This is a genomic window from Pseudomonadales bacterium, from assembly GCA_024234615.1.
Classification (GTDB): Bacteria; Pseudomonadota; Gammaproteobacteria; order Pseudomonadales; family IMCC2047; genus JAJFKB01.
Genome location: JACKNY010000001.1, coordinates 926,279 through 947,293, shown reverse-complemented (window position 1 = coordinate 947,293; position 21,015 = coordinate 926,279). Strand labels below are relative to the sequence as shown.

17 protein-coding genes are annotated in these 21,015 nt (G+C 48.2%); all 17 read right to left on the bottom strand.

Annotated features, from left to right (window positions below; all coding sequences use genetic code 11):
• Window positions 1-617: 617 nt before the first annotated feature.
• The 17 genes from H6995_04445 to H6995_04365 all read right to left on the bottom strand — a co-directional run bounded on the left by H6995_04445 (window position 618) and on the right by H6995_04365 (window position 20,910).
• Window positions 618-737, bottom strand: a complete 120-nt coding sequence (locus tag H6995_04445) for a hypothetical protein (protein ID MCP5214241.1) — start codon at window positions 735-737, stop codon at window positions 618-620.
• A gap of 631 nt (window positions 738-1,368) precedes the next feature.
• The gene (locus H6995_04440) at window positions 1,369-1,677 is read right to left on the bottom strand and encodes a hypothetical protein (protein ID MCP5214240.1); all 309 of its coding nucleotides are present in this window, start codon (window positions 1,675-1,677) and stop codon (window positions 1,369-1,371) included.
• Window positions 1,678-2,104: 427 nt separating this feature from the next.
• Window positions 2,105-2,821 (bottom strand): hypothetical protein, encoded by a 717-nt coding sequence (locus tag H6995_04435; protein ID MCP5214239.1) that lies wholly within the window; start codon window positions 2,819-2,821, stop codon window positions 2,105-2,107.
• Window positions 2,822-3,278: 457 nt separating this feature from the next.
• The gene (gene vapC, locus H6995_04430; GenBank protein ID MCP5214238.1) at window positions 3,279-3,677 is read right to left on the bottom strand and encodes a tRNA(fMet)-specific endonuclease VapC; all 399 of its coding nucleotides are present in this window, start codon (window positions 3,675-3,677) and stop codon (window positions 3,279-3,281) included.
• Window positions 3,677-3,907: an antitoxin gene (locus H6995_04425; GenBank protein ID MCP5214237.1), complete on the bottom strand. Its 231-nt coding sequence runs from the start codon at window positions 3,905-3,907 to the stop codon at window positions 3,677-3,679. Before H6995_04425 ends, vapC begins: the two co-directional genes overlap by 1 nt.
• Before the next feature lie 170 nt (window positions 3,908-4,077).
• Window positions 4,078-5,478: an HlyD family type I secretion periplasmic adaptor subunit gene (locus H6995_04420; protein MCP5214236.1), complete on the bottom strand. Its 1,401-nt coding sequence runs from the start codon at window positions 5,476-5,478 to the stop codon at window positions 4,078-4,080.
• Window positions 5,478-7,661 carry a type I secretion system permease/ATPase gene (locus tag H6995_04415; protein MCP5214235.1) on the bottom strand — a complete coding sequence of 728 codons (2,184 nt, stop codon included), beginning with the start codon at window positions 7,659-7,661 and terminating at the stop codon, window positions 5,478-5,480. The genes H6995_04420 and H6995_04415 overlap by 1 nt, the downstream gene beginning before the upstream one ends.
• A 132-nt stretch (window positions 7,662-7,793) precedes the next feature.
• The gene (locus H6995_04410; GenBank protein MCP5214234.1) at window positions 7,794-10,139 is read right to left on the bottom strand and encodes an EAL domain-containing protein; all 2,346 of its coding nucleotides are present in this window, start codon (window positions 10,137-10,139) and stop codon (window positions 7,794-7,796) included.
• A gap of 127 nt (window positions 10,140-10,266) precedes the next feature.
• Window positions 10,267-11,616: a tRNA lysidine(34) synthetase TilS gene (gene tilS, locus H6995_04405; GenBank protein ID MCP5214233.1), complete on the bottom strand. Its 1,350-nt coding sequence runs from the start codon at window positions 11,614-11,616 to the stop codon at window positions 10,267-10,269.
• Between the two features lie 154 nt (window positions 11,617-11,770).
• Complete coding sequence (accA, locus tag H6995_04400; GenBank protein ID MCP5214232.1) at window positions 11,771-12,724, bottom strand: acetyl-CoA carboxylase carboxyl transferase subunit alpha; 954 nt, start codon at window positions 12,722-12,724, stop codon at window positions 11,771-11,773.
• Window positions 12,725-12,848: 124 nt separating this feature from the next.
• Complete coding sequence (gene dnaE, locus H6995_04395) at window positions 12,849-16,337, bottom strand: DNA polymerase III subunit alpha (GenBank protein MCP5214231.1); 3,489 nt, start codon at window positions 16,335-16,337, stop codon at window positions 12,849-12,851.
• A gap of 23 nt (window positions 16,338-16,360) precedes the next feature.
• Window positions 16,361-16,969, bottom strand: a complete 609-nt coding sequence (gene rnhB, locus H6995_04390; GenBank protein ID MCP5214230.1) for a ribonuclease HII — start codon at window positions 16,967-16,969, stop codon at window positions 16,361-16,363.
• Window positions 16,966-18,111 carry a lipid-A-disaccharide synthase gene (lpxB, locus tag H6995_04385; GenBank protein ID MCP5214229.1) on the bottom strand — a complete coding sequence of 382 codons (1,146 nt, stop codon included), beginning with the start codon at window positions 18,109-18,111 and terminating at the stop codon, window positions 16,966-16,968. The genes rnhB and lpxB overlap by 4 nt, the downstream gene beginning before the upstream one ends.
• Before the next feature lie 89 nt (window positions 18,112-18,200).
• Complete coding sequence (gene lpxA, locus H6995_04380; GenBank protein ID MCP5214228.1) at window positions 18,201-18,971, bottom strand: acyl-ACP--UDP-N-acetylglucosamine O-acyltransferase; 771 nt, start codon at window positions 18,969-18,971, stop codon at window positions 18,201-18,203.
• On the bottom strand, window positions 18,968-19,411 hold the full coding sequence (gene fabZ / locus H6995_04375) for a 3-hydroxyacyl-ACP dehydratase FabZ (GenBank protein ID MCP5214227.1): 444 nt from the start codon (window positions 19,409-19,411) through the stop codon (window positions 18,968-18,970). Before fabZ ends, lpxA begins: the two co-directional genes overlap by 4 nt.
• A gap of 2 nt (window positions 19,412-19,413) precedes the next feature.
• Window positions 19,414-20,451 carry a UDP-3-O-(3-hydroxymyristoyl)glucosamine N-acyltransferase gene (gene lpxD, locus H6995_04370; GenBank protein ID MCP5214226.1) on the bottom strand — a complete coding sequence of 346 codons (1,038 nt, stop codon included), beginning with the start codon at window positions 20,449-20,451 and terminating at the stop codon, window positions 19,414-19,416.
• Window positions 20,452-20,463: 12 nt separating this feature from the next.
• Complete coding sequence (locus H6995_04365) at window positions 20,464-20,910, bottom strand: OmpH family outer membrane protein (GenBank protein MCP5214225.1); 447 nt, start codon at window positions 20,908-20,910, stop codon at window positions 20,464-20,466.
• Between the last annotated feature and the right edge of the window lie 105 nt (window positions 20,911-21,015).

Below are 21,015 nucleotides of genomic sequence, written 5' to 3'. Positions count from 1 at the left end.
CAAATTATGCACGCATCGTACTCCAGGAGAATAAGTTCAGGTTTTGTTGCCACTCTTGTAAACCCAGCATACCTTTCGGCCACACATGTTCTGTCACAAATAGTCAGCCGAATAGTATGAGCCCGCCAGGAGATTTCAGGCCCGCGTATACTCTCGTCAAAGCTAGCGGCGGCTCTTCGTACTGTCAAGAACCATCCTCGCCTGGCTAATCCTGAGTTTTTCGTACCACTCGGCGGTATCGCTCTCGCCTCAGCTGAATCTGCTGCAACTAAATCAATCCCAATCCCATCACTACCTGTTCAGGTGATGCAAATTGCGTCTTGCCCGTGTTGATGAGCGAAGCACCTGGGTAAAATAAACATCTGTTACTCGCATGTCCGGCGTCTTCACCGTTGTTGGCGACGCCGTGTACCATCTGCTGTTTGATGCAATGCGCCCAAAGGACAAATCCGCTTCGTCACCGATACCCGGCACATCAATCACCAATACGATCGTATCCCCAGGTCACATCGGTTATATAATCGGCCCCATCGCCTAACTCGAAAATGCATTGTCGTAGCGTTGTCATTATAGCGCCACCGGAAAGCTTATCTGTCTTTTGCACCATAAGCTTATCCTCACCTGCGCCGCCAAAAAAGGTAATCACGCCCCGCGTCACCATACAGTTCATCGTTACCCCGTTGCCTTCTACCACATGGTCTGGCCTTCCTCCACGCAGAGGTGTCTTCACCGCCCATGCCGTAAAGGTAGTCGTCACCGTTATGGCTTTCATTACTGCAATAGCGGTAACGTTAACGCCATCGCCAAAATAGATTCTATCGGTCGTATCAGTCACGCAATAAGTGAAATGGCGCCCGTGGTGAGTTTTGAGGTTTGTCTCTGATCGATGTAGGCCTTCTGATTTGCATCGAGGCTGTCAGGGTGGTGATGTCGATGTTGCAGGTAATGTGGAAATAATTCGAGGAAGACGCGTTTGCGCGCGGTCGGTAAAGGTACTCCGAGGTAAAATTGTCCGCGTCGTATGTCAGATCATCTGCGGCGGTACCCTTGAATTGGAAGTGAGGCAAAGGCAAAGTGGCTAGAGCGTAGCGGTATTGCTCTGCCAGGGTCGGTGTGTCTTGGTATGCGAAGGAGGCGATGGAATTACCTGGAATACTTTCTCTATGTCATAAGTCTTGGCAGGCCGCAATCTCTTGGTAAAAAAACTCGACATCCGATTTGATAATCCCAGCGCTAAGTTGCCGCCAAGTAAATCGCCCAACTTGTCGATGTGGTTTCTAATAGCGATTGATCAGAGGATATTAGACACCGCATCAGAATATAGATATTCCCAAACCACGCATCGATATCGAGTCCAGGAGCAAGTACTTAAGCACACAGTAGACGGAAGAGCTTTTTAACGATTTTATCAATTCCGTGATTAACTACGGCGACACCCTCTTCAATAAAGACAGGTTGGTAGGCACCAGGATAATGGAAACCACAGATTGTGGTCAACCCAGCAGCGGTCACTTCTACGCCTTTGTCGGCGAAATGTTTACATAACCCAGTTTTCAACAAGTCACTGCACAAAGTATTCCTTAAGGTTTTTTTGACACCTAGTCCCAACCATGTAACCGCACCATTGGGTGTGCTTACCTGTTCAACCAAACCTGCAAAATGCTGGGCTGCAATCATGATGTCCACGCCAGGGAATGGCCAACAAGTCTACTGAGTTTACGCTACCAATGAGTTACCTGCGGTATCTACCCTAATAATCCCACTTTGCGACCAAAGCTCAATACTATCGTTTGTCCACTTCGCGTCAGCAAAGGCTTTGCTTACCCCCAAAAGACCCAATACTTATCGATAATATCACAGAGTCTAATGAACAGTACCTCTAAATGAGACATTTTTTGCCCGTAAAATTATTAGTAGATACCATAACGCTTAAAAGCCGTTGTCCAGATTATCAATTCTACAGTATAATCAGATTCATTGTATTATTGTGGCTGTTAGTAAAGCCTTTCTTTTTCACTTAATATCGTATCTGGGTTGTCTCCAATTCCCCAATCAGCATAAGCCGCCGCTGACAAAAGTGCTTCTTGATATACAGGTTCAATTGTCATAATAAAATTTCCTTATTTAATACGATTACCTTTTTTATAAAGGCCTTATACAAACTTGGATTCTTAACGGTTACTCGTTCACCCGTTAATAGCGATGAATCACAAACATGTTGCGCCCCACCAACTGTTTTAATAACTAATGAGTAATTGATGAATTTCCCGTATTCATAATTGCTATCAAGGGATTTGATCCCATATTCATAACGGGAAATACTGAAGTCCCTTTCTATTACCATTCCTTCATCTTTGTTCAGAAAAAGCCCTAAACCCTCGGTAGGTTTTTCAATGGATTCAGCTCTAATACACTGCTCTTTTTTAAACGACACAAAAGGCTCGATGACCCGCTTAGCTATATCCTCGTCTATTTCAACATGACATTGTCCCGAATCTCTGCTGACTTTGGTTAACCGGTAACAACCCTGTTCTTTGATGGCGTTCGTCAATGGATGTCGTTCTGACTCAAGATCACAAAATTCAATGTACTTGAAAGGGCTGTTTAACAACCCATGCCAACAGTGATGACACAGTGTTGTATCATCATAATAACCATCCGCCTCAACTGTTTTATTGATAGTCAGGCCAGCATCTTTTTCACACAGCCTTTTCAGCTCCCTTAACCCGACTTTTTCCGAATCGCAGCCCGAGCAAGCTAACAAAAGAATCAAGATGATTAATTTTTTGGAGCGCAAAAAAGAAACGCATTTATTTTTCACAAACAAACTCCCGCCAACCGAGCTGGCCGTAACGAATTTGAAAGGTAAAGTTTTGCTGCACCAAGTTGAGCAATGGCGCTGAAGATTTTTGAGAGGCTGAGTTGGTTTTGAGGCTTCATGTGCATGTCCTTTGCTCAGCTTCTATGCTCAGTTGAATGGTTGTGATATAGCGTCCCTGCGGTGCAATACTAACGCTATGCCCATTAAACTGACAAGCTGAAATCTTTGATTCCTGCGCCAAATTGCTCAGTGCGACACATGGCGTCATAAAAAAATACAATATCGATTTTCTCCATCCGCTTCCTGGCAACAATACTTCTAAAGCCCCTCATCCTAGCCTTTTATTATGCCCTTTGGGTGCTCCCCAAGGAGAAGGAATTGGGTTGTTGGCTTAGCTTAAAGCAGCGCCATTTGATGTGACCCTCCCCTTTTTTAATTCTTCTTTTCGCGGTCTTCTTCATACCCAGTTGACAATCCTTAACCCCGGCACCCGCTTAAACTCATTCATGTTATTAGTCACTAGAATCAACCCCAGCGAACGCGCATGACCAGCAATCATTTGATCATATGGCCCTATCGGTTTACCCGCTTTCGCCAACTCCGCTCGTAACTGCCCAAAATGAGCAGCCGCCGTTTCGTCAAACGCCAACACTTCAAGCCTTGCTGCGAATGCTTCTACATCCGCTAGGTTGCGTTCCGGCTGGGCGGACTTTTCTGCGCCATAGATCAACTCTCCAAGGGTGATCGCGGATATCGCCATCTGTCCGGCATGTTGCTTAAATACTTTCCTGACTTTCTCCGGCCGGTTCTTGATCGTATAGATAACGATATTGGTATCCAGCATATATTTGAGCATTAGAGATCATCTCTTTCCTGTTCATTTGGCTGTTGCCGATCTTCCATGAAATCTGCCGATACACCTTCACCGTCAAACCAACTGTCCCAGGCTTCTCCCGCGGGGGTGATTAAACGGGCTTTGCCGATTTTGACGATATCCACTTTCTTTACCGAGTCCGGCAGGGCAACCGGTTTGGGCAGCCTTATCGCCTGACTCTTGTTTGTTTTAAATACTGTTGATTGTTCCATTATTAACTCCAGGTATATACTTTTGGTATATACAAATATACGCCCGCACAAAGGATATATCAATGGTATATCCCTATCGTGAAGTAGCCATTATGCGGTCACGATCTCACCTCATCCTAACCTTTCATTATGCCCTCGGGTGCTCCCAAAGGGAGAAGGGACAACGAATATCACCGCTCCCTGATGCTCTCCTGCTTATACCTAAGCAACGGACTCAGGAAGTACTCAATGATTCGCCGCTTCCCCGTCTTCACCTCCACTGTCACCGACATACCGGGGCTGAGGTTCACCAACCTTTCGTTCACCTGCATCTGCGTTGTTTCGATCAACACTTTAGCCATATACACCAACCCAAGTGTTTCATCACTGATGGCGTCGTTGGACAGGTGGATAATCTGAGCGTCGATAGTGCCGTACTTGGTGAAGTTAAAGGTGTCGATTTTCACTTCAGCAATTTGGCCCTCTTCGACAAAGCCGATGTCTTTGTTCAGTATCAGCGCTTCAACTTCCAAGGTGCTTTCTTTGGGGACAATCAGCATCAGTTCTTGCGCTGGGGTAACGACACCACCGACGGTATGCACGGCGAGTTGTTGCACTGTGCCGTCTATCGGCGAGCTAACGATCTGTTGCCGGTTGCGCTGTTTGGCTTTGATCAGTTCCTGTTCGAGTGCGGCGATTTGTTGAGTGGTTTCGTTGAGTTCGGTCAGGTTGTTTTTTTGCATTTCGGCGTTGAGTGTATTGAGCTGGGATTGGGTCGCTTTAATGGCAGCACTGAGTTCTTGATACTGTGCCTGTAGGGCGATCAGATCCTGTTCGTTTTCGATACGTTCCTGCTCCAGTTCCAGGTATTGATCTCTGGCGACCATGTGCTTTTGCATCAGCTTTTCCAACGATTGGGTACGTTCGCTGATCAGGGGTAATGTGCGCTCAAGCTTGGTCATGGTGGCCTTGGCCCGTTGCTGTTCCGCTCGGCGTTTGCTGAGTTCGTTTTCGAGGCTTTCTTTGCGATATCGGTATTCGTTAATTTGCTCGATGAGCAAACGCTGTTGAGCGGCCACTTCTTTTAGTTCGGCAAGAGGGCTGAGGCTGAGCTGCGTTTGCGCTTGACTGTGCCAATCCTTGGGGAGTGTTTTTGCCTTTAATAACTGATGAAAAATTTTCTGGCGGGCTTGTTGCAGTTCGGCGGTGTTGAGTTGTTGTTGTAGCCGATCGCTATCGGCTTGGGTGGCGGTGCCGTCGAGGGTAATCAGGGGTTCGCCAGCGCTAACCGCCTGCCCTTCTTGCACATGGATGGTTTTGACTTTGCCGATCTCCAGCGGTTGTATCGTTTTTACCCGCCCACTGGGGATGATTTTACCCTGCGCAACAGCCACCACATCCATTTTGCCGACAATACCCCAGACCACAGCAACGATGAAGACAATCACGATAGTCCAGATGATAGCCCGGCCTATTGGCGACGGTGGGGTTTCCTGTACTTCTAGCGCGGCTGGCATAAAGGCGTAGGCGCTGCGTTTGACCTGATCGGGGCTTTCGAAGCGATCAGTTAACCATTGCCAGGGCATCTGCATCAAGCGACCTCCCCTTGGCTTTCGGTCTGATGGTAATGCAGTTTGGCGTAAAGACCGTTGTGTTTCAGCAAAGATTCGTGATTACCCTGCTCGATGATTCTGCCCCGATCGATAACGATAATACGGTCGGCGTTTCTGACGGTGGAAAGGCGGTGCGCAATGATAAAGGTGGTGCGCTGGTGCGTTATCGCCTGCATGTTATTTTGAATGATGCGCTCGGATTCGTAATCCAGGGCGCTGGTAGCTTCGTCGAAGATAAGAATACTGGGATTCGTCAGCAATGCTCGGGCGATGGCGATGCGCTGTTTCTGTCCGCCGGAGAGGTTGCTACCCTGCTCTTCAATTCGGGTGTCGTATCCCTCGGGCAGTTCGAGGATAAACTCGTGGGCTCCGGCGAGCTTGGCGGCCTGAATCACGCGCTCGACCGGCATACCTGGGTCGGCCAGGGCGATATTATCCTTCACCGAGCGGGTAAAGAGGAAGTTCTCCTGTAGCACAACGCCCACTTGCCGCCGTAACCAGACAGGCTGAACCAGTGAGAGATCAACGCCGTCTATTAATATACGCCCGGACTGGGGCACAAAGAGCCTTTGAATCAGTTTGGTCAGGGTGCTTTTGCCGGAACCGGAGCGACCGACAATGCCGATCACTTCACCGGGCTTTACACTCAGACAGATATCATTCAACACCTGGGGTTGGTCGGGATGATAGCGGAAGCTGACATGCTCAAACTGCACATGGCCTTTGATTTGCGGCAGAGTGGTGCGGTTGGGGTTGTGGCTCGGCTCGGTTGGGGTGTTGAGAATATCCCCCAGCCGTTCGATGGAGATACTGGCCTGTTGAAAATCCTGCCAGAGTTGCACCAACCTGAGAATGGGGCCAGAGACTCTGCCCGCTAACATATTAAAAGCAATCAGTTGACCGACGCTAAGTTCGCCGGTAATGACTAATCTTGCGCCGAACCAGAGAATCAAAACGGTGACGACTTTGTTAATAAATTGTGCCACCTGACTGGCGATATTACCCAGGTTTTGGCTGCGGAAAGAGGCGGAGACATAACCCGCCAATTGCTCTTCCCACTTGCGCTGCATTTGCGGTTCGACGGCCATGGATTTGAGGGTTTCCACACCGGATACGGATTCCACCAAAAAAGCCTGGCTTTCAGCACCACGTTTAAACTTTTCATCCAGCCGTTTGCGGAGGATAGGTGTAATGAACGCAGAAAGTACAATATAGAAAGGTATCGAACCTAGCACCACCCAAAACAGCACGGGGCTGTAATAGTACATCACGGCAAAGAAGACGAAGGTGAAGAACAGATCAATCACCAGCGTTAGCGCGGAGCCGGTAATAAAGTTGCGGATGGTTTCCAGTTCGCGCACCCGTGCGACGGTAGTTCCCACTTGGCGCGATTGAAAATAGGCAATAGGCAGGTGCAGTAGATGCCGGAATAAACTACTGCCCAGGGTAACATCCACTCGGTTGGTGGTGTGGGAAAACAGGTAGGTGCGCAGGCCGTTGAGCACCACATCGAAGATTGAGATGGCCAATAGGCCAATGGCGAGTACGTCCAAGGTGGTTAGGCCTCGGTGCACCAACACTTTGTCGATAATGACCTGGAAGAACAGCGGTGTGACTAATGCGAATAGCTGGATAAAGAAAGAGGCTAACAGCACTTCACCGAGCAGTTTTTTATGTTTGACGATGGCGGGAATAAACCAACTGATATCAAACTTACCCGTCATGCCCGGCAGCAATGAGCGTTTGGTGATAAGGATTAGCTCGCCAGACCAGCTTGTTTCGAAATCTTCAATGGAGAGTGTTTGTGGGCTTCTTGCCGTGGGATCTTGGATTAAGACTTTTTTGTTTTCGATATCAAAGCGGCCAAGAATCAGATAGTTACCCTCCTTGTCCTTGGCAATTGCCGGTAACGCAATATCCTTGAGCTGGTCGGTACTCGGTTTAACTAATTTGGCTTTGAGTTTTAAATAGGCGGCGGCGCGCAGGATATCGGTATCGGTAAAGGTTTTACCGGATTCCCCAAATTCATGGTGCAGGGCCTGGGCGTCAGCCGCAACCTGATGAAAGCGCGCTAATAGACAGAGACTTATGCACCCTGTATCTAATGCAGTGTTTGTACTATGAGTTTCTTGACTATTGTTGTTATTTTGCTGACCTAGCAATCCATGCTTCCTTGTCAATTTTTTTATAATCAGGCGCTATAGTAAAGCCAGTCGTTAAAAGTTAAAACCCTTTTTTATTGTGGTTTATGACAAGGTAAAATAAAGGAGGCTGGACGAACTTTTCCACGACATCTAGAAGGAGCCACCCCAATCGGCAGAGCTTACCAGTTTGGGCTTTATGGCAGGAGCGGGGATATCATCTAGTAATTGATCAAACCGGTGGCTACGTAGCAATTCTTCAAACTGTTCCGCAGGCACGGGACCGCTAAAGAAAAACCCTTGAATGACCCTAACGCCCTTACTCTTTAAGAACAATAGTTGCGCGTTGGTTTCAACACCTTCGGCGACTAAGCTCAAATTTAGGCTTTTGGCCATGGCAATAATTGCGATGACCAAACCCGCGTTGTGCTCCCCTTTCTCGACATCAACTACAAAACTTCTGTCGATTTTTAATTTATCCAGCGGGAATTGACTCAGGTAATTCAACGACGAATAACCAGTGCCAAAATCATCAACCGATAAACTGATACCCATCGATTTAATCACATTTAACGCTTCAATGGTGGTTTCCGCATCCTTCATAATGACACTTTCCGTGAGTTCTAACTCTAAGGATTTAGGGCTTAATCCAGTTTCCTTTAGCAGCTGCCCCGTACGCTCAATAAAGTCCTCATCATCGAACTGAAGTGCCGATAGGTTAACCGCAATTTTCGGAATATCCAGCCCTTGCTTTTGCCAGATTTTCGTTTGTTTACAAGCCTCACGTAATACCCAGTCACCCAGTTCGACGATCAGCCCCATTTCTTCGGCAAGTGTAATGAAGTTGAGCGGCGGCACCAGCCCGTGTTCCGGGTGTTGCCATCTTACCATGGCCTCAGCGCCAACAATTTTACCCGTGCTGATATCAACCTGCGGTTGGTAATGCAACACCAGTTCCTCATGCTCCAAAGCCCGGCGTAAATCAGTCTCTAACTTCAGTCGATGCACGCCCATTTCATTCATAGAGCTCGCATAATATTGGAAATTGTTCTTGCCATTATTTTTGGCATGATACATCGCCGTATCCGCGTGTTTGAGCAAACCTTCCACATCCTCACCGTCGTTTGGTGAAATAGCGATACCGATACTGGGGGTAATGACCAATTCATGCCCCTCGATAAACATCGGACGTGCTAAAGATGTCAGTAGTCGTTGCGCCACTTTCGCTACCGTTTCACGGTCTTCGATGCGATTCAATACCACGGTAAACTCATCGCCACCAAGCCTGGATACGCCAATTTCCAATTGGTCGTCCATATAGCGTGAAATCAGATCACTGTCGCGAATACAATGGCTCAGTCGGGCCGCAACCTCCCTAAGCAGCATATCGCCTGCACTGTGTCCCAGCGAATCGTTGATGCGCTTGAAGTTATCCAGGTCAATAAACAACAGCGCAAGCTGATAGTCTTCACGCTTGGCCATGCTGAGCAGCAATTTAAGCTGTTCGGTAAAAAACTGGCGGTTGGGTAGCACCGTAAGGCTGTCGTAATAAGCCAGTCGGCGCAGGCGTTCTTTCGCCAAACTGGTTTCCTCCACCGCTTGCTTCAATTGTTCGTTGCTTTCGGAAAGCTGTTTGGTGCGCTCTTCCACTTTCATCGTCAGCAGTTGCTGATTAACATCGAGCTCGGTTTTGTAGTTGTTAAGACTACGCACAATGAAATTCAGCATCGAGGCAATTTCACGCACCTCATCCGAACCACGAACCCGGAAAGTAGTATCCAACTTGCCATTGGAAACATCATGGGCAAGCTGTACCACTTTCGCCAATGGCTCTGTTATCCGACGGATGAACACCAAAGAAATGAGTGAACACATCAGTATAAATAGAGTGGATGCCGCTATGATCCACTTGCTATATTCGACCAAATGTTGCTTCAGCGGCGTTTTACTGAGGACAAGGCGAACATAGCCCATTAAATATTGGCTGCCCTGCATACGCGGTTGCGCCAATTCGAGTATAAAATTTTCTTGCTCCACCCCCTCATAAAAGGGATTCATTGGTGAAAAAACCGGGATAGTCACATCCACAAATTTTTCACCGGATTGAAGGTTTACGTATTCATACTCACCCTGCTCCAGCGCCCCGAGACCCTGCCTGGCACTTTCTAAATCAGGGATGCCATGCAGGCTTTCCCCGTCTCGCTCAAGCCCGAAGATTCGCTTGCCATTACGATCATAAATTGCGCTATATTTGAGTGCGGGCTGGCTAAATAACTCCTGTAACAGAAGCCGGGTATTTGCATGCTTTTGATAATAAATAGCAAACTGCTGCTGGACAGAAGAGCGTTCCACCAACGCAACGCTATCCTTGATTAATTGCTGGTATGAACGTTGATACTCTTGATGAATCAGATGATAGGATACTGTGGTCGCTGCTAGAATTGACAGCAAGATAATGACACAATTTAGTTTTACCGACACCGTCAGACGCGCACGCATTTACTATTCCTTTAATATGATATCAATGCCGCTGATATATGTACTTGAATTTTCAGAATAGTCGGTATTTAGCAAAAAGCGAATTTGTAGCTGAGGCAGATAGACCAGCCCCAGACAGGACATGCTATCAGTTTAAGACCAAACGACGCCCCTGTTCGCCAGGGCTCGCGGTAAATCCTTCGCAGACCCAAAGGTCTCCGGCGGCAACCAGCTGTTCTCCACAATAAATCAATGGCATTCGGTCTCTTAACCAAGGAGGGACTTGATATTCCTGAAATAGTTTCTTTAAAGGATGAGAACCAACTCGACCTGCCGGTTGGCAGCGCTCCCCACCTTGCCGGAAGCGCACACTTAAAGGGGCCAGAGCCAGTTTAAGTACAGGCCAGCCTTCTCCATTATCCGCTTTTACAACCTCCTCATTTACAAGCTCAAGCGCCCCAACACCGGGAATATCCAAAGGTTGATCCGGCGTTAGCTCATAGACCTTCTGTTTATCAAATGCGGGTAGTGGCGCGCTCGCGTAGAGGTTATTCTGAAAACGCCGCACCGTGGCACCGCGCCAATTTACCTGCGGTTGCGCATCTTCCCTCGCCACTATGAGACCTTTAACTATTTGTTCTAATTGCTGATAGCTGGGAACCGGTAAAGCCAAGGATGCTATCCAAGCACGCACAAGGTTTAGCTGTACCTCCTGCGTATATGCCCGTAGGAGTGAAAGATTTAATTTCCCCTCATTACCAACCAGCTGCTCAAGCTCTCGTGCGAGAAAAAAATCCATGCTGTGCTGGAGTTGCTGATTGATTCGAGCGTGTCGCGTCAGCGAGTTACCGAAACCGGGCCAGCGTTCGGTAATCAAAGGTAGGACGTTCTGTCGTAGGAAGTTCCGGTCAAATTGTACGTCTACATTGCTATCGTCTTCAATCCAGCGTAGTTGTTTGGTAATCGCGTAATGCGCTAGTTCCTGCCTGGTATAGCCAAGCATGGGGCGATATAGATATGCGTTACCTAATACTCGACACGCTGGCATACCCGATACACCCTGAGCCCCAGCGCCACGTAACAGGCGTAAAAAAATAGTTTCTGCCTGATCATCGGCATGATGCGCGAGCAATAGTACATCCTGCTTGTTGAGACTTTCAGAAAAGGCTTGATATCTGGCGTTGCGCAGCGAGTTTTCCAGGCTGGCCTGGGTTCGGTCAACCTTAATTTTCTTGATGTTGAGCGGCACATCCAATAAACGACAAGTCTCGACACAGTGCTCCACCCATGCATCCGCTTCCGGGCTGATGCCATGATGAACATGTAATGCAGCGACTTCCGCGCCGCCTAGCCGTCCCCTCAGGACCGACATCGCTGCCAGTAGCACATGGGAATCCATCCCACCGCTATAAGCAACAACAAAACGCTTGGTTGTTTGGTTGGCACGTAATTGGTCGTGACTCAATTCCGCGAGTAGATTAGTTTCATTGAATGTCATGACGGATCGACGACTCGTCTGCGCGGGTAATTTGTTTTCAAAAGGCCCACCATAAGCACGAAGCGACACAACGGTGGAATCGAATTCAGAGTCCCTTGCTAGCTAAGGGTCAGCATCGCACCCATAAAGTGAAAGGCAGCCTTACTATCTCGAATCACTGACCAATTCCATAGGACATATAACGCTGGTAACGCCGCTCCAGCAGATCCTCTGTGTTATATTTTTTTAGCTTATCTAGGGCTTTCAGTATGCTCGCTTTCAAAGTATCCGACATGGTTTCCAGGTCACGATGGGCACCGCCTAGCGGCTCGGGAATGACACGATCAGTCAGTTTCAGCTCATACAGTCTGCTCGCAGTAATACCCATTGCCTGCGCGGCATCTGCGGCTCGCTCAGCACTACGCCACAAAATTGAAGCACAACCCTCGGGCGAAATGACGGCATAGGTTGAGTATTGCAGCATCATGAGTTCATCGCACACGCCAATCGCCAGCGCACCGCCGGAACCGCCTTCACCGATGACGGTGGAAATAATGGGCACTTCCAGACGTGACATGACCGCCAGGTTGTAGGCAATGGCTTCACTTTGGCCACGCTCTTCGGCACCAATACCGGGATACGCACCGGGTGTATCGATAAAGGTAATGATCGGCATTTTGTAACGTTCGGCCAGTTCCATCAGGCGACAAGCCTTGCGATACCCTTCAGGCCTCGGCATGCCAAAGTTTCTCAGAACCTTTTCTTTGACTCCTCGACCCTTTTGATGTCCGATCACCATGACTGGTTTATCATCCAGGCGCGCCAGACCGCCCACAATTGCCGCATCGTCGGCATAATGACGATCACCATGCAGTTCATCAAAATCGGTAAATATGGATTGGATATAGTCCAGTGTATAAGGGCGTTGCGGATGCCGCGCCATCTGCGCTGTCTGCCAAGAGTTAAGGTTGGCAAATATACTTTTGGTCAATTCTTTACTTTTACCTTCCAGCTTAGCGACTTCTTCACTAATATTGAGGTTGTTATCGCTGCTTACCAGCCGTAATTCTTCAATCCTCACCTGCAATTCAGCGATGGGCTGTTCAAAATCTAAATAATTGGGATTCATCGGTGATTTCGATTTTACCTTTTAACATAACGCGAAAGAGTCAATTTGACGCAATGGTATTGATATTTACCCATAATGACAAGCAAGAACGATTCATTCGAAGACAATCCTGAGCCACCGACTCTTAGTAACAAAGCGTAGCCCGATCTTCACCGAAACCCTCTTTAAGACTTAGTAGCAGTTCATCTGTGGGAAGCACTCGCCAGGTTTCACCAAAATTCAGCATACCCTGAGCCCGTTGATTCTGATAAAGCAAGGTGACAGGGCAACCTCCCCCCAGATAGGGTTTGAGCAATTCTGCAAGCTTTTCCGGTAATTGAGCATTGATTTGAGTCTGCGATGGTGAGAGCAAGATACGCTTCGCAAACCGCTGCCGGGCTTCAACAACATCATAGATAGTTTTTGCCCGCACTTTAATTGCACCAGAATAATCATCATTACCAACCTCACCTTCCACCACCAACAGGTTGTCCTTCATCAACAATTCTCTATGCCTTTCATAGGTTTCCGCAAAGACTGAAACCTCTACCCGACTGCTGCGATCGTCCAATGTAACAAAGGCTATCGTGTCGCCGCGCTTGCTTTTCATGGTACGAATTTCAATCACCAGGCCAGCGATTATTTGGTCTGTTTTTTTTGCTTGTAGTGCCACTAGCGGTTCCTTGGCGATATAACGCAGTTCCTTTTCATATTCATCAATAGGATGTCCTCTAAGGTACAAACCGAGCGTTTCTTTCTCAGCTAGCAGCCTAGCCTTTTCAGTCCAGCAGCGAATGTGCTGATAATCCGCATATATCTCTTCATGACTCTGAGCTGTATTGACCCCAGGTAGCCCACCGAACAGGTCGGTCATACCACTTTGCTTATTTTGACTATGCTGCTCTGCCGTCTTAATTGCCTCTTCAAGACAAGCCATTAAGGCCGCACGATGGAGCCCGATATCGTCCATCGCACCAGAACGAATCAAGGCTTCCAACGCACGTCGATTAACTTTACGCAAATCCACCCGTGCACAGAAGTCAAACAGATCAGTAAAGGGGCCGCCCTCATTGCGCGCCTGCACAATGGATTCAATCGGCCCTTCACCCAACCCTTTGATGGCGCCAAGTCCGTAGACTAATTGGTTTTTCTCATCGACGGTAAAACGGTATTCACCAACATTCACGTTAGGCAGCACCAAAGGTAATTCCATTTGCCGACAATCTTCGAGCAGGATCACTACCTTATCGGTATTTTGCATATCTGCAGACAACACCGCGGCCATAAAGGGCGCGGGGTAATAGGTTTTCAGCCAGGCGGTTTGATAGGACAATAACGCGTAGGCGGCAGAGTGTGATTTATTAAAACCATAACCGGCAAACTTTTCCATCAGGTCAAAAATATTACGCGCTAATTCTTCACCAAAGCCCTGTTTGCCAGCGCCCTCCATAAATATCTGCCGCTGTTTTGCCATTTCCTCGGCTTTCTTTTTGCCCATAGCCCGGCGTAACAAATCCGCACCACCAAGGGTGTAGCCACCCATAGTCTGAGCAATCTGCATCACCTGTTCCTGATACAGGATAATACCGTAAGAAGGCTCCAACACCGGCTTTAAACATTCGTGCTGATACTGCGGATGCGGGTAGGCAAGTTCAGCCTTGCCTTTTTTACGGGCGATAAAATCGTCCACCATGCCAGACTGCAACGGGCCGGGCCGGAACAATGCTACTAGGGCGATAATATCTTCAAAGGTATTGGGTTCCAACCGACGCAGCAGGTCTTTCATACCCCGCGATTCAAGCTGGAATACGGCGGTGGTATTTGCCGCCTGTAGCAATTTGTATACCTTAGCGTCTTCGAGATCGATATTACTAATGTCCAGCCGCTGTTCGCCTGCCTTTTCGCGCAACCGGTTTACATTCGCCACCGCCCAATCGATAATCGTCAGAGTTCGCAAACCGAGAAAGTCGAACTTCACCAAACCTACCCGCTCGACATCGTCTTTATCGAACTGGGTGACTAGATTACTACCGGTTTCATCACAGTAGAGCGGAGAAAAATCGGTCAACCGGGTAGGGGCAATCACCACACCACCGGCATGTTTGCCGACATTTCGGGTAATGCCTTCGAGCTTGAAGGCCATCTCCATGATTTCGGCTACTTCCTCGTTTTGCTCGACGAATTCGCGCAATGGCTTTTCCTGCTCCATCGCTTTACTTAAGGTCATACCGACCTCAAAGGGAATCATTTTCGATAGCTTATCCGCTAAGCCATAGGGTTTACCCTGCACCCGTGCCACATCCCGCACCACCGCTTTGGCAGCCATGGTGCCGAAAGTAATAATTTGCGACACTGCATCACGCCCGTAAGTTTCCGCGACATATTCAATTACCCTGTCCCGGCCGTCCATACAGAAATCGACATCGAAGTCGGGCATTGAAACACGTTCCGGGTTAAGGAAGCGCTCGAACAGCAAATCATATTCCAACGGATCGAGGTCGGTAATGTCCAGTGAGTAGGCTACCAAAGACCCAGCACCTGAGCCTCGACCCGGCCCAACGGGCACCTGATTTTGTTTGGCCCATTTGATGAAGTCCATAACGATCAGGAAATAGCCGGGAAACCCCATTTGAGTGATAATGTCGAGTTCAAAGTTCAAACGGTCAACATAGACTTGACGCTGCTCCTGGTAGTCAGGTGCTGAATTATCCAACAATTTATTCAGCCGTTTGGCTAAACCATCAAACGACAGTTTCCGAAAATAATCATCCATTGTCATGCCCGCAGGCACTGGATAATTAGGCAGATAATTTTCACCCAGCTCGATTTCCAAACTGCAACGTTTGGCGATTTCTAGAGTGTTCTCAATAGCCTCTGGAATATCTTGGAACAGCTCACCCATTTGCGCACTGGATTTAAGGTACTGGTGTTCGCTATAAAGCCTGGCGCGACGGGGATCATCTAAGGTGCGGCCATCATGTATACAAACACGCGCTTCGTGGGCCTCGAAATCCTCCGCGTGGAGAAACCGCGTATCGTTAGTGGCAACCACAGGCAAATCATAGGTTTCTGCCAAGCGTATGGCCTGCTCCAAATAAGACTGCTCACCTTCACGCCCGGTACGCTGTAATTCAATATAAAAGCGCTCAGGAAAATATTGAATCCATTGCTTGACCAACTGTTCCGCGACCTGCGGGTTATTCGATAGCAGCGCATGTCCAATGTCGCCTTGGCGGGCGCCCGACAACGCAATTAAACCCTCGCTTGCCTCTCGTAACCATTCGAATTTAATCAGTGCCAAACCTTGGCGTTGCCCCTCTAAATGCGCCCGGGAAATCAGTTTGGTCAGATTCGCATAGCCAGCCCGGTTTTGCGCCAGCAGAGTAAAGACCGCAGGTTGCGCTTCATTGAGTGGGTTTTCTAGCCAAAGATCGGCACCCAGGATAGGCTTAATACCTGCGCTAATCGCTGCTCGATAAAATTTAACCAACGCAAATAAATTTGACTGGTCTGTGACCGCTATGGCTGGCATCCCGTCTTCAACCGCAGCGTCCACCATCGAATTCACCCGCAGCAAACCATCACGTAATGAGAACTCCGTGTGATTGCGCAGATGAATAAAGGTTGCTGTCATAGACTCACTTGCTTTGTATGTTTTTAGATAATGTTAAGCTGCTCAGGCGTCATCAATAATTTTTTTACAGGTGCAAAAGAGCGGCGGTGAATGGCTGTTGGTCCGAGTAAGGACAGTGCTTTCAAGTGTGCAGCTGTCGGATAACCTTTATGGACGGCAAACCCGTAACCCGGATAAACCGCATCCAAAGCGTACATATCCCGGTCGCGCTCCACTTTGGCCAAAATCGAAGCCGCGCTGATAGCGGGTACTAGCGTATCGCCTTTTATAATGGCTTCAACTGAATATTCCAATTGCGGACAGTGATTGCCGTCCACCAGTACTTGGTCAGGCGCTATCGTCAACCCCAACACAGCCCGTCGCATTGCCAGCAGGCTGGCCTGCAAAATATTGATACGATCAATTTCTTCTACTTCCGCCTGGGCAATCGACCAGCATAGGGCTTTTTCTTTTATCTCAGCAGCCAACGTCTCGCGTTTCTTTGCCGATAATTTTTTAGAATCCATCAGTCCTTGAATGGGCCTGCTCTCATCCAAGATTACGGCGGCGGCAACTACCGCTCCGGCTAAGGGGCCACGACCTACCTCATCAACCCCGGCAACCCGTGCTATTATCGCGTCATTGCCTTTCATCTTTGCAGCAACTCCAGCACGGCCTGAGCCGCTTTTTCACTCGCATTTTGTCTGAGTTGTCGGTGGATATCGAGAAACGCTTCCGTTTGCCGGTGATAAACTGCGTCAGAAGCCAACAATGGGACTAGCGCATCGCAAAGCTTCTCCGGCGTAGCCTCATGCTGAATAAATTCAGGTACCAATGCTTTGTCGGCAAGCAAATTAGGCAACGCAATATAGTCCGTTTTCACTAGTTTTGTTGCGATGGCATAGGTCAAAGGCGCCATTTTATAAGCCACTACCATCGGTCGATTCACTAGGGTAGCTTCGAGAGTAACCGTGCCGGAGGCCACAAGTAACGCATCAGCTGCAGACATCACATTCCTGGCGTCACCCACAATAATCTGTATCGATTCCAAATCAGAAAAGGCCTTTAATTCAGCGCTCATGGCGTCGGCAATCTGGGGGTTGGCCGCCGCCACAAGGATTTTGCAATCTAAGATTTTCTGTTGCACACAGACAGCGGTAGCCAAAAAAGTCTGCGCCAACTTTTTGATCTCACTCATGCGACTACCCGGCAATAGCGCGAGCACCCGGTCTTGCGGAGATAGTGAAAAGCAGTCGCGCGCTGGCTGCTTCGGGGTTTCTAGTGGAATCTCGTCCGCTAAAGGATGGCCTACAAATTTAACGCCCAGCTGATGTCGTCGATAGAATTCCTGCTCAAAGGGAAAGAGCGCAAGAATCATATCCGCACACTGCGCGATATGCTTCACCCGTCCTTGCCGCCAAGCCCAAATCTGGGGACTAACATAATGGACAGTCTTGATATCGGCCGCTTTCAACTGCTTTTCCAGTGCTAGTGTAAAATCAGGTGCATCAATGCCAATAAATAAATCGGGAGGGTTATCGATAAAGTACTGACGCAGCTGTCGACGTATTCTCAATAATTCGAATAAACGACCAAGGACTTCGACCAAGCCCATGACAGAAAGGCGCTCCATTGGCACAAATGAATTACATCCCTGTGCGATCATACGTTGCCCGCCAATCCCTTCAAATATTGCATCAGGATAGCGACGCTTAATCGCCGCTATCAAGCTGGCGCCTAAGATATCTCCTGAAACTTCTCCGGCGACAATGCCAATGCGCAGCGGTTTCAATATCTCAGAAAACCTCTCAATGAATCTCAATTAAAGGAATGACAAAAAATAACAACATGCTTTGCTCGGAAATGTCTTAACCCTTCCGACAATCACCGTACCACGCCGCGTGAAGAGGAGATAATGGATTCAATAAACATTTCCAGCTCTCTACATTGGTGATCCAGCTCCCGCACTTTTGCCATCGCATCTTTCACCGTCAAGCCCTGCCGAAAAACAATTTTGTAGGCTTTTTGTAAGACGCTAATAGTCTGCTTGGAAAACCCGCGCCGCCGCAGGCCTTCCAGGTTAATACCATGAGAAGTTGCCGAGTTGCCGCTCACCGTAACAAACGCGGGCACATCTTTGACAATAACACTCCCGACACCGCTCATGCTATGAGCGCCAATATGGCAGAATTGATGGACTCCGGCGAAACCGCCCAGCACAGCGTAATCACCGATATGGACATGCCCTGCTATCGCGGCATTATTCGCAATAATACAGTGGTCACCCACTAGCACATCATGGGCGATATGCACATTGACCATCAGTAAGTTATCGTTACCTATGCGAGTAACACCTTGATCCTGCACTGTGCCACGGTGAATTGTGCAAGCCTCTCGAATGACATTATTATCACCTATCTCCAGCCGGGTCGGTTCGCCGTTAAACTTTTTATCCTGGCAGTCCTCGCCAATACTGGAAAACTGATAAATTTTGTTATTTCGCCCGATCCGGGTTGGCCCTTTAAGAATTACATGTGGGCCAATCTGAGTACCTTCTCCCACCGCCACATCAGGACCGATAATACTCCAAGGCCCGACTGAAACCCCTTCTCCCAATGACGCTTTGGGATCAATTAGAGCAGCGCTATTAATCAATATTGTCTTTCCCTATCTGCACAAATAATTACGCCTGAACACACCATCTCGCCATCCACAGAAGCCTTACAATCAAACTTCCAAATCCCACGTTTTTCGGCAAGCACCCTGGCTTCGAGCTGCAGCCGATCTCCCGGTTGCACCGGTCGTTTAAACCGTAGTTTTTCGGTACCTACAAAGTAATAAATAGAGCCGTCAGCTGGTTTTTTGCCCACTGTTTTAAAGCCCAGAATACCCGCCGCCTGTGCCATGGCCTCAATTATCAACACACCCGGCATCACTGGAAAATCAGGAAAATGTCCATTAAAAAAATCTTCATTTACCGTTACATTTTTGTAAGCGAGAATGGACTTTCCCAATTCCAACTCAACCACACGATCCACCAAAAGAAAGGGGTACCGGTGCGGTAAATATTCTCGAATTTCATTGATATTCATCATATCTAATTGCTCTTCAAATCCTTTAGCTGCTTTTCCAGCTCTCTGATGCGTTTGCTTAATTCATCCAAATGTTTTATCCGCACTGAATTTTTTCGCCAAAGACCGGTCGGCATCATTGCGGTGCCGGATGAGTAACTTCCGGCTTGATCGATGGATTTTGTCACCATGGTCATACCCGTCACATGCACCCGGTCTGCTAGTTTAATGTGCCCGACCAAACCCACACCACCGGCCAAAGTACAGTTACGGCCTATTTCAGTACTACCCGAAATACCGACACAGGCGGCTATCGCGGTGTGCGCCCCGATTTTAACGTTATGAGCAACCATCACCTGGTTGTCAATTTTGACACCTTCCTCAATAATTGTGTCAGCTAGCGCGCCTCGATCCACCGTGGTGTTAGCACCAATTTCCACACGATTACCAATCTGCACTCCACCTAACTGAGCAATCTTCACCCACTGCTCGCCATCATGGGCAAATCCAAATCCATCGGCACCAATCACGACGCCACTGTGAATAATAACATCCTCTCCAATTACCACACGGTGATGGATCGTCACATTTGCGGCAATGCGCGAACCTTTGCCAATACGAGAACCAACGCCAATACAGCTCCCAGCCCCCAGCTCAACTCCTTCTCCAATCATAACCTCATCAGCAATAACCGCATGCGGCCCGACGGAAACACTCTCATGAATCTGCGCACTATCGGCAATTATAGCGCTACTATGAATGCCTGAACGCGGCATTGGTCGGTTTTCAAATAGCTGTGAAACTTTGGCGAACCCTAAATAAGGGTTGCTCGAAATTAAGGCATTGCTCACTTGGTCTGCATATTGCGGCTCAAGAATAACCGCGGAAGCCTGGGTATCAGTCAGATCTGGTTCATACATCGAGTCCGACAGGAAACTTATTTGACCTTTGCGCGCTTCCGACAAACCCGCTATGCCAACAATCTCGCACTGCGGATCTCCCTTTAGCTCGGCATCAATGTAGGTCGCCAAGTCGCCCAGCAAATAACTGGAATTCCCCCTCATAAGCTCCCAACACTAGCGTTTCAGGTTTAGTTTCTCGGTAACTTTCTTAGTAATATCGTACTCTGGCTTGGCAAAAATTAACGCCCGACGTTCCAATATAAGTCCGTAGTCACCTTCTTTGATAACGGCTTGAATCGCTTCCTCTAATTTCGGGCCAAGCTCTGCTAACAACTCTTGCTGGCTTTCATTTTGCGATTTCTGTAGTTTTTTCAGGTTAAATTGATAATCAACGGCCTTATCTTCAATATCCTTGCCGAGCTTCTTCTTCTCGCTTTCGCTCATGACCGCTGCATCCTGCTCAATTTTAGCCTGTAGCTTTTGAATTTGCTCGGCTAGATTCTTAAGTTCATTTTGATCCGGCGCATATTGCTTCTTCAACTCTGCAATTTTTTCTTTCGCTTCCTCAGAACTTAAAATTGCCGTCTGCACGTCAATAACTGCAATTTTAGCCTCTGCCATCGCCATTGATCCGGCGAATAACCCGCTAAGAAATAATCCAACCAGTACTTTCTTCACTCTTTTGTTCCCCTTAATGGTCAATTACAAAATGTTTTCGATAATCTA

Coding starts and splice junctions, on each gene's coding strand:
- H6995_04440 (MCP5214240.1), bottom strand. CDS start 1,677: ATGATTGCAGCCCAGCATTTTGCAGGTTTGGTTGAACAGGTAAGCACA.
- H6995_04410 (MCP5214234.1), bottom strand. CDS start 10,139: ATGCGTGCGCGTCTGACGGTGTCGGTAAAACTAAATTGTGTCATTATC.
- tilS (MCP5214233.1), bottom strand. CDS start 11,616: ATGACATTCAATGAAACTAATCTACTCGCGGAATTGAGTCACGACCAA.
- lpxD (MCP5214226.1), bottom strand. CDS start 20,451: ATGAGGGGGAATTCCAGTTATTTGCTGGGCGACTTGGCGACCTACATT.
- vapC (MCP5214238.1), bottom strand. CDS start 3,677: ATGCTCAAATATATGCTGGATACCAATATCGTTATCTATACGATCAAG.
- H6995_04425 (MCP5214237.1), bottom strand. CDS start 3,907: ATGGAACAATCAACAGTATTTAAAACAAACAAGAGTCAGGCGATAAGG.
- H6995_04365 (MCP5214225.1), bottom strand. CDS start 20,910: ATGGCAGAGGCTAAAATTGCAGTTATTGACGTGCAGACGGCAATTTTA.
- accA (MCP5214232.1), bottom strand. CDS start 12,724: ATGAATCCCAATTATTTAGATTTTGAACAGCCCATCGCTGAATTGCAG.
- rnhB (MCP5214230.1), bottom strand. CDS start 16,969: ATGAAAGGCAATGACGCGATAATAGCACGGGTTGCCGGGGTTGATGAG.
- H6995_04420 (MCP5214236.1), bottom strand. CDS start 5,478: ATGCAGATGCCCTGGCAATGGTTAACTGATCGCTTCGAAAGCCCCGAT.
- H6995_04445 (MCP5214241.1), bottom strand. CDS start 737: ATGGGCGGTGAAGACACCTCTGCGTGGAGGAAGGCCAGACCATGTGGT.
- fabZ (MCP5214227.1), bottom strand. CDS start 19,411: ATGATGAATATCAATGAAATTCGAGAATATTTACCGCACCGGTACCCC.
- dnaE (MCP5214231.1), bottom strand. CDS start 16,337: ATGACAGCAACCTTTATTCATCTGCGCAATCACACGGAGTTCTCATTA.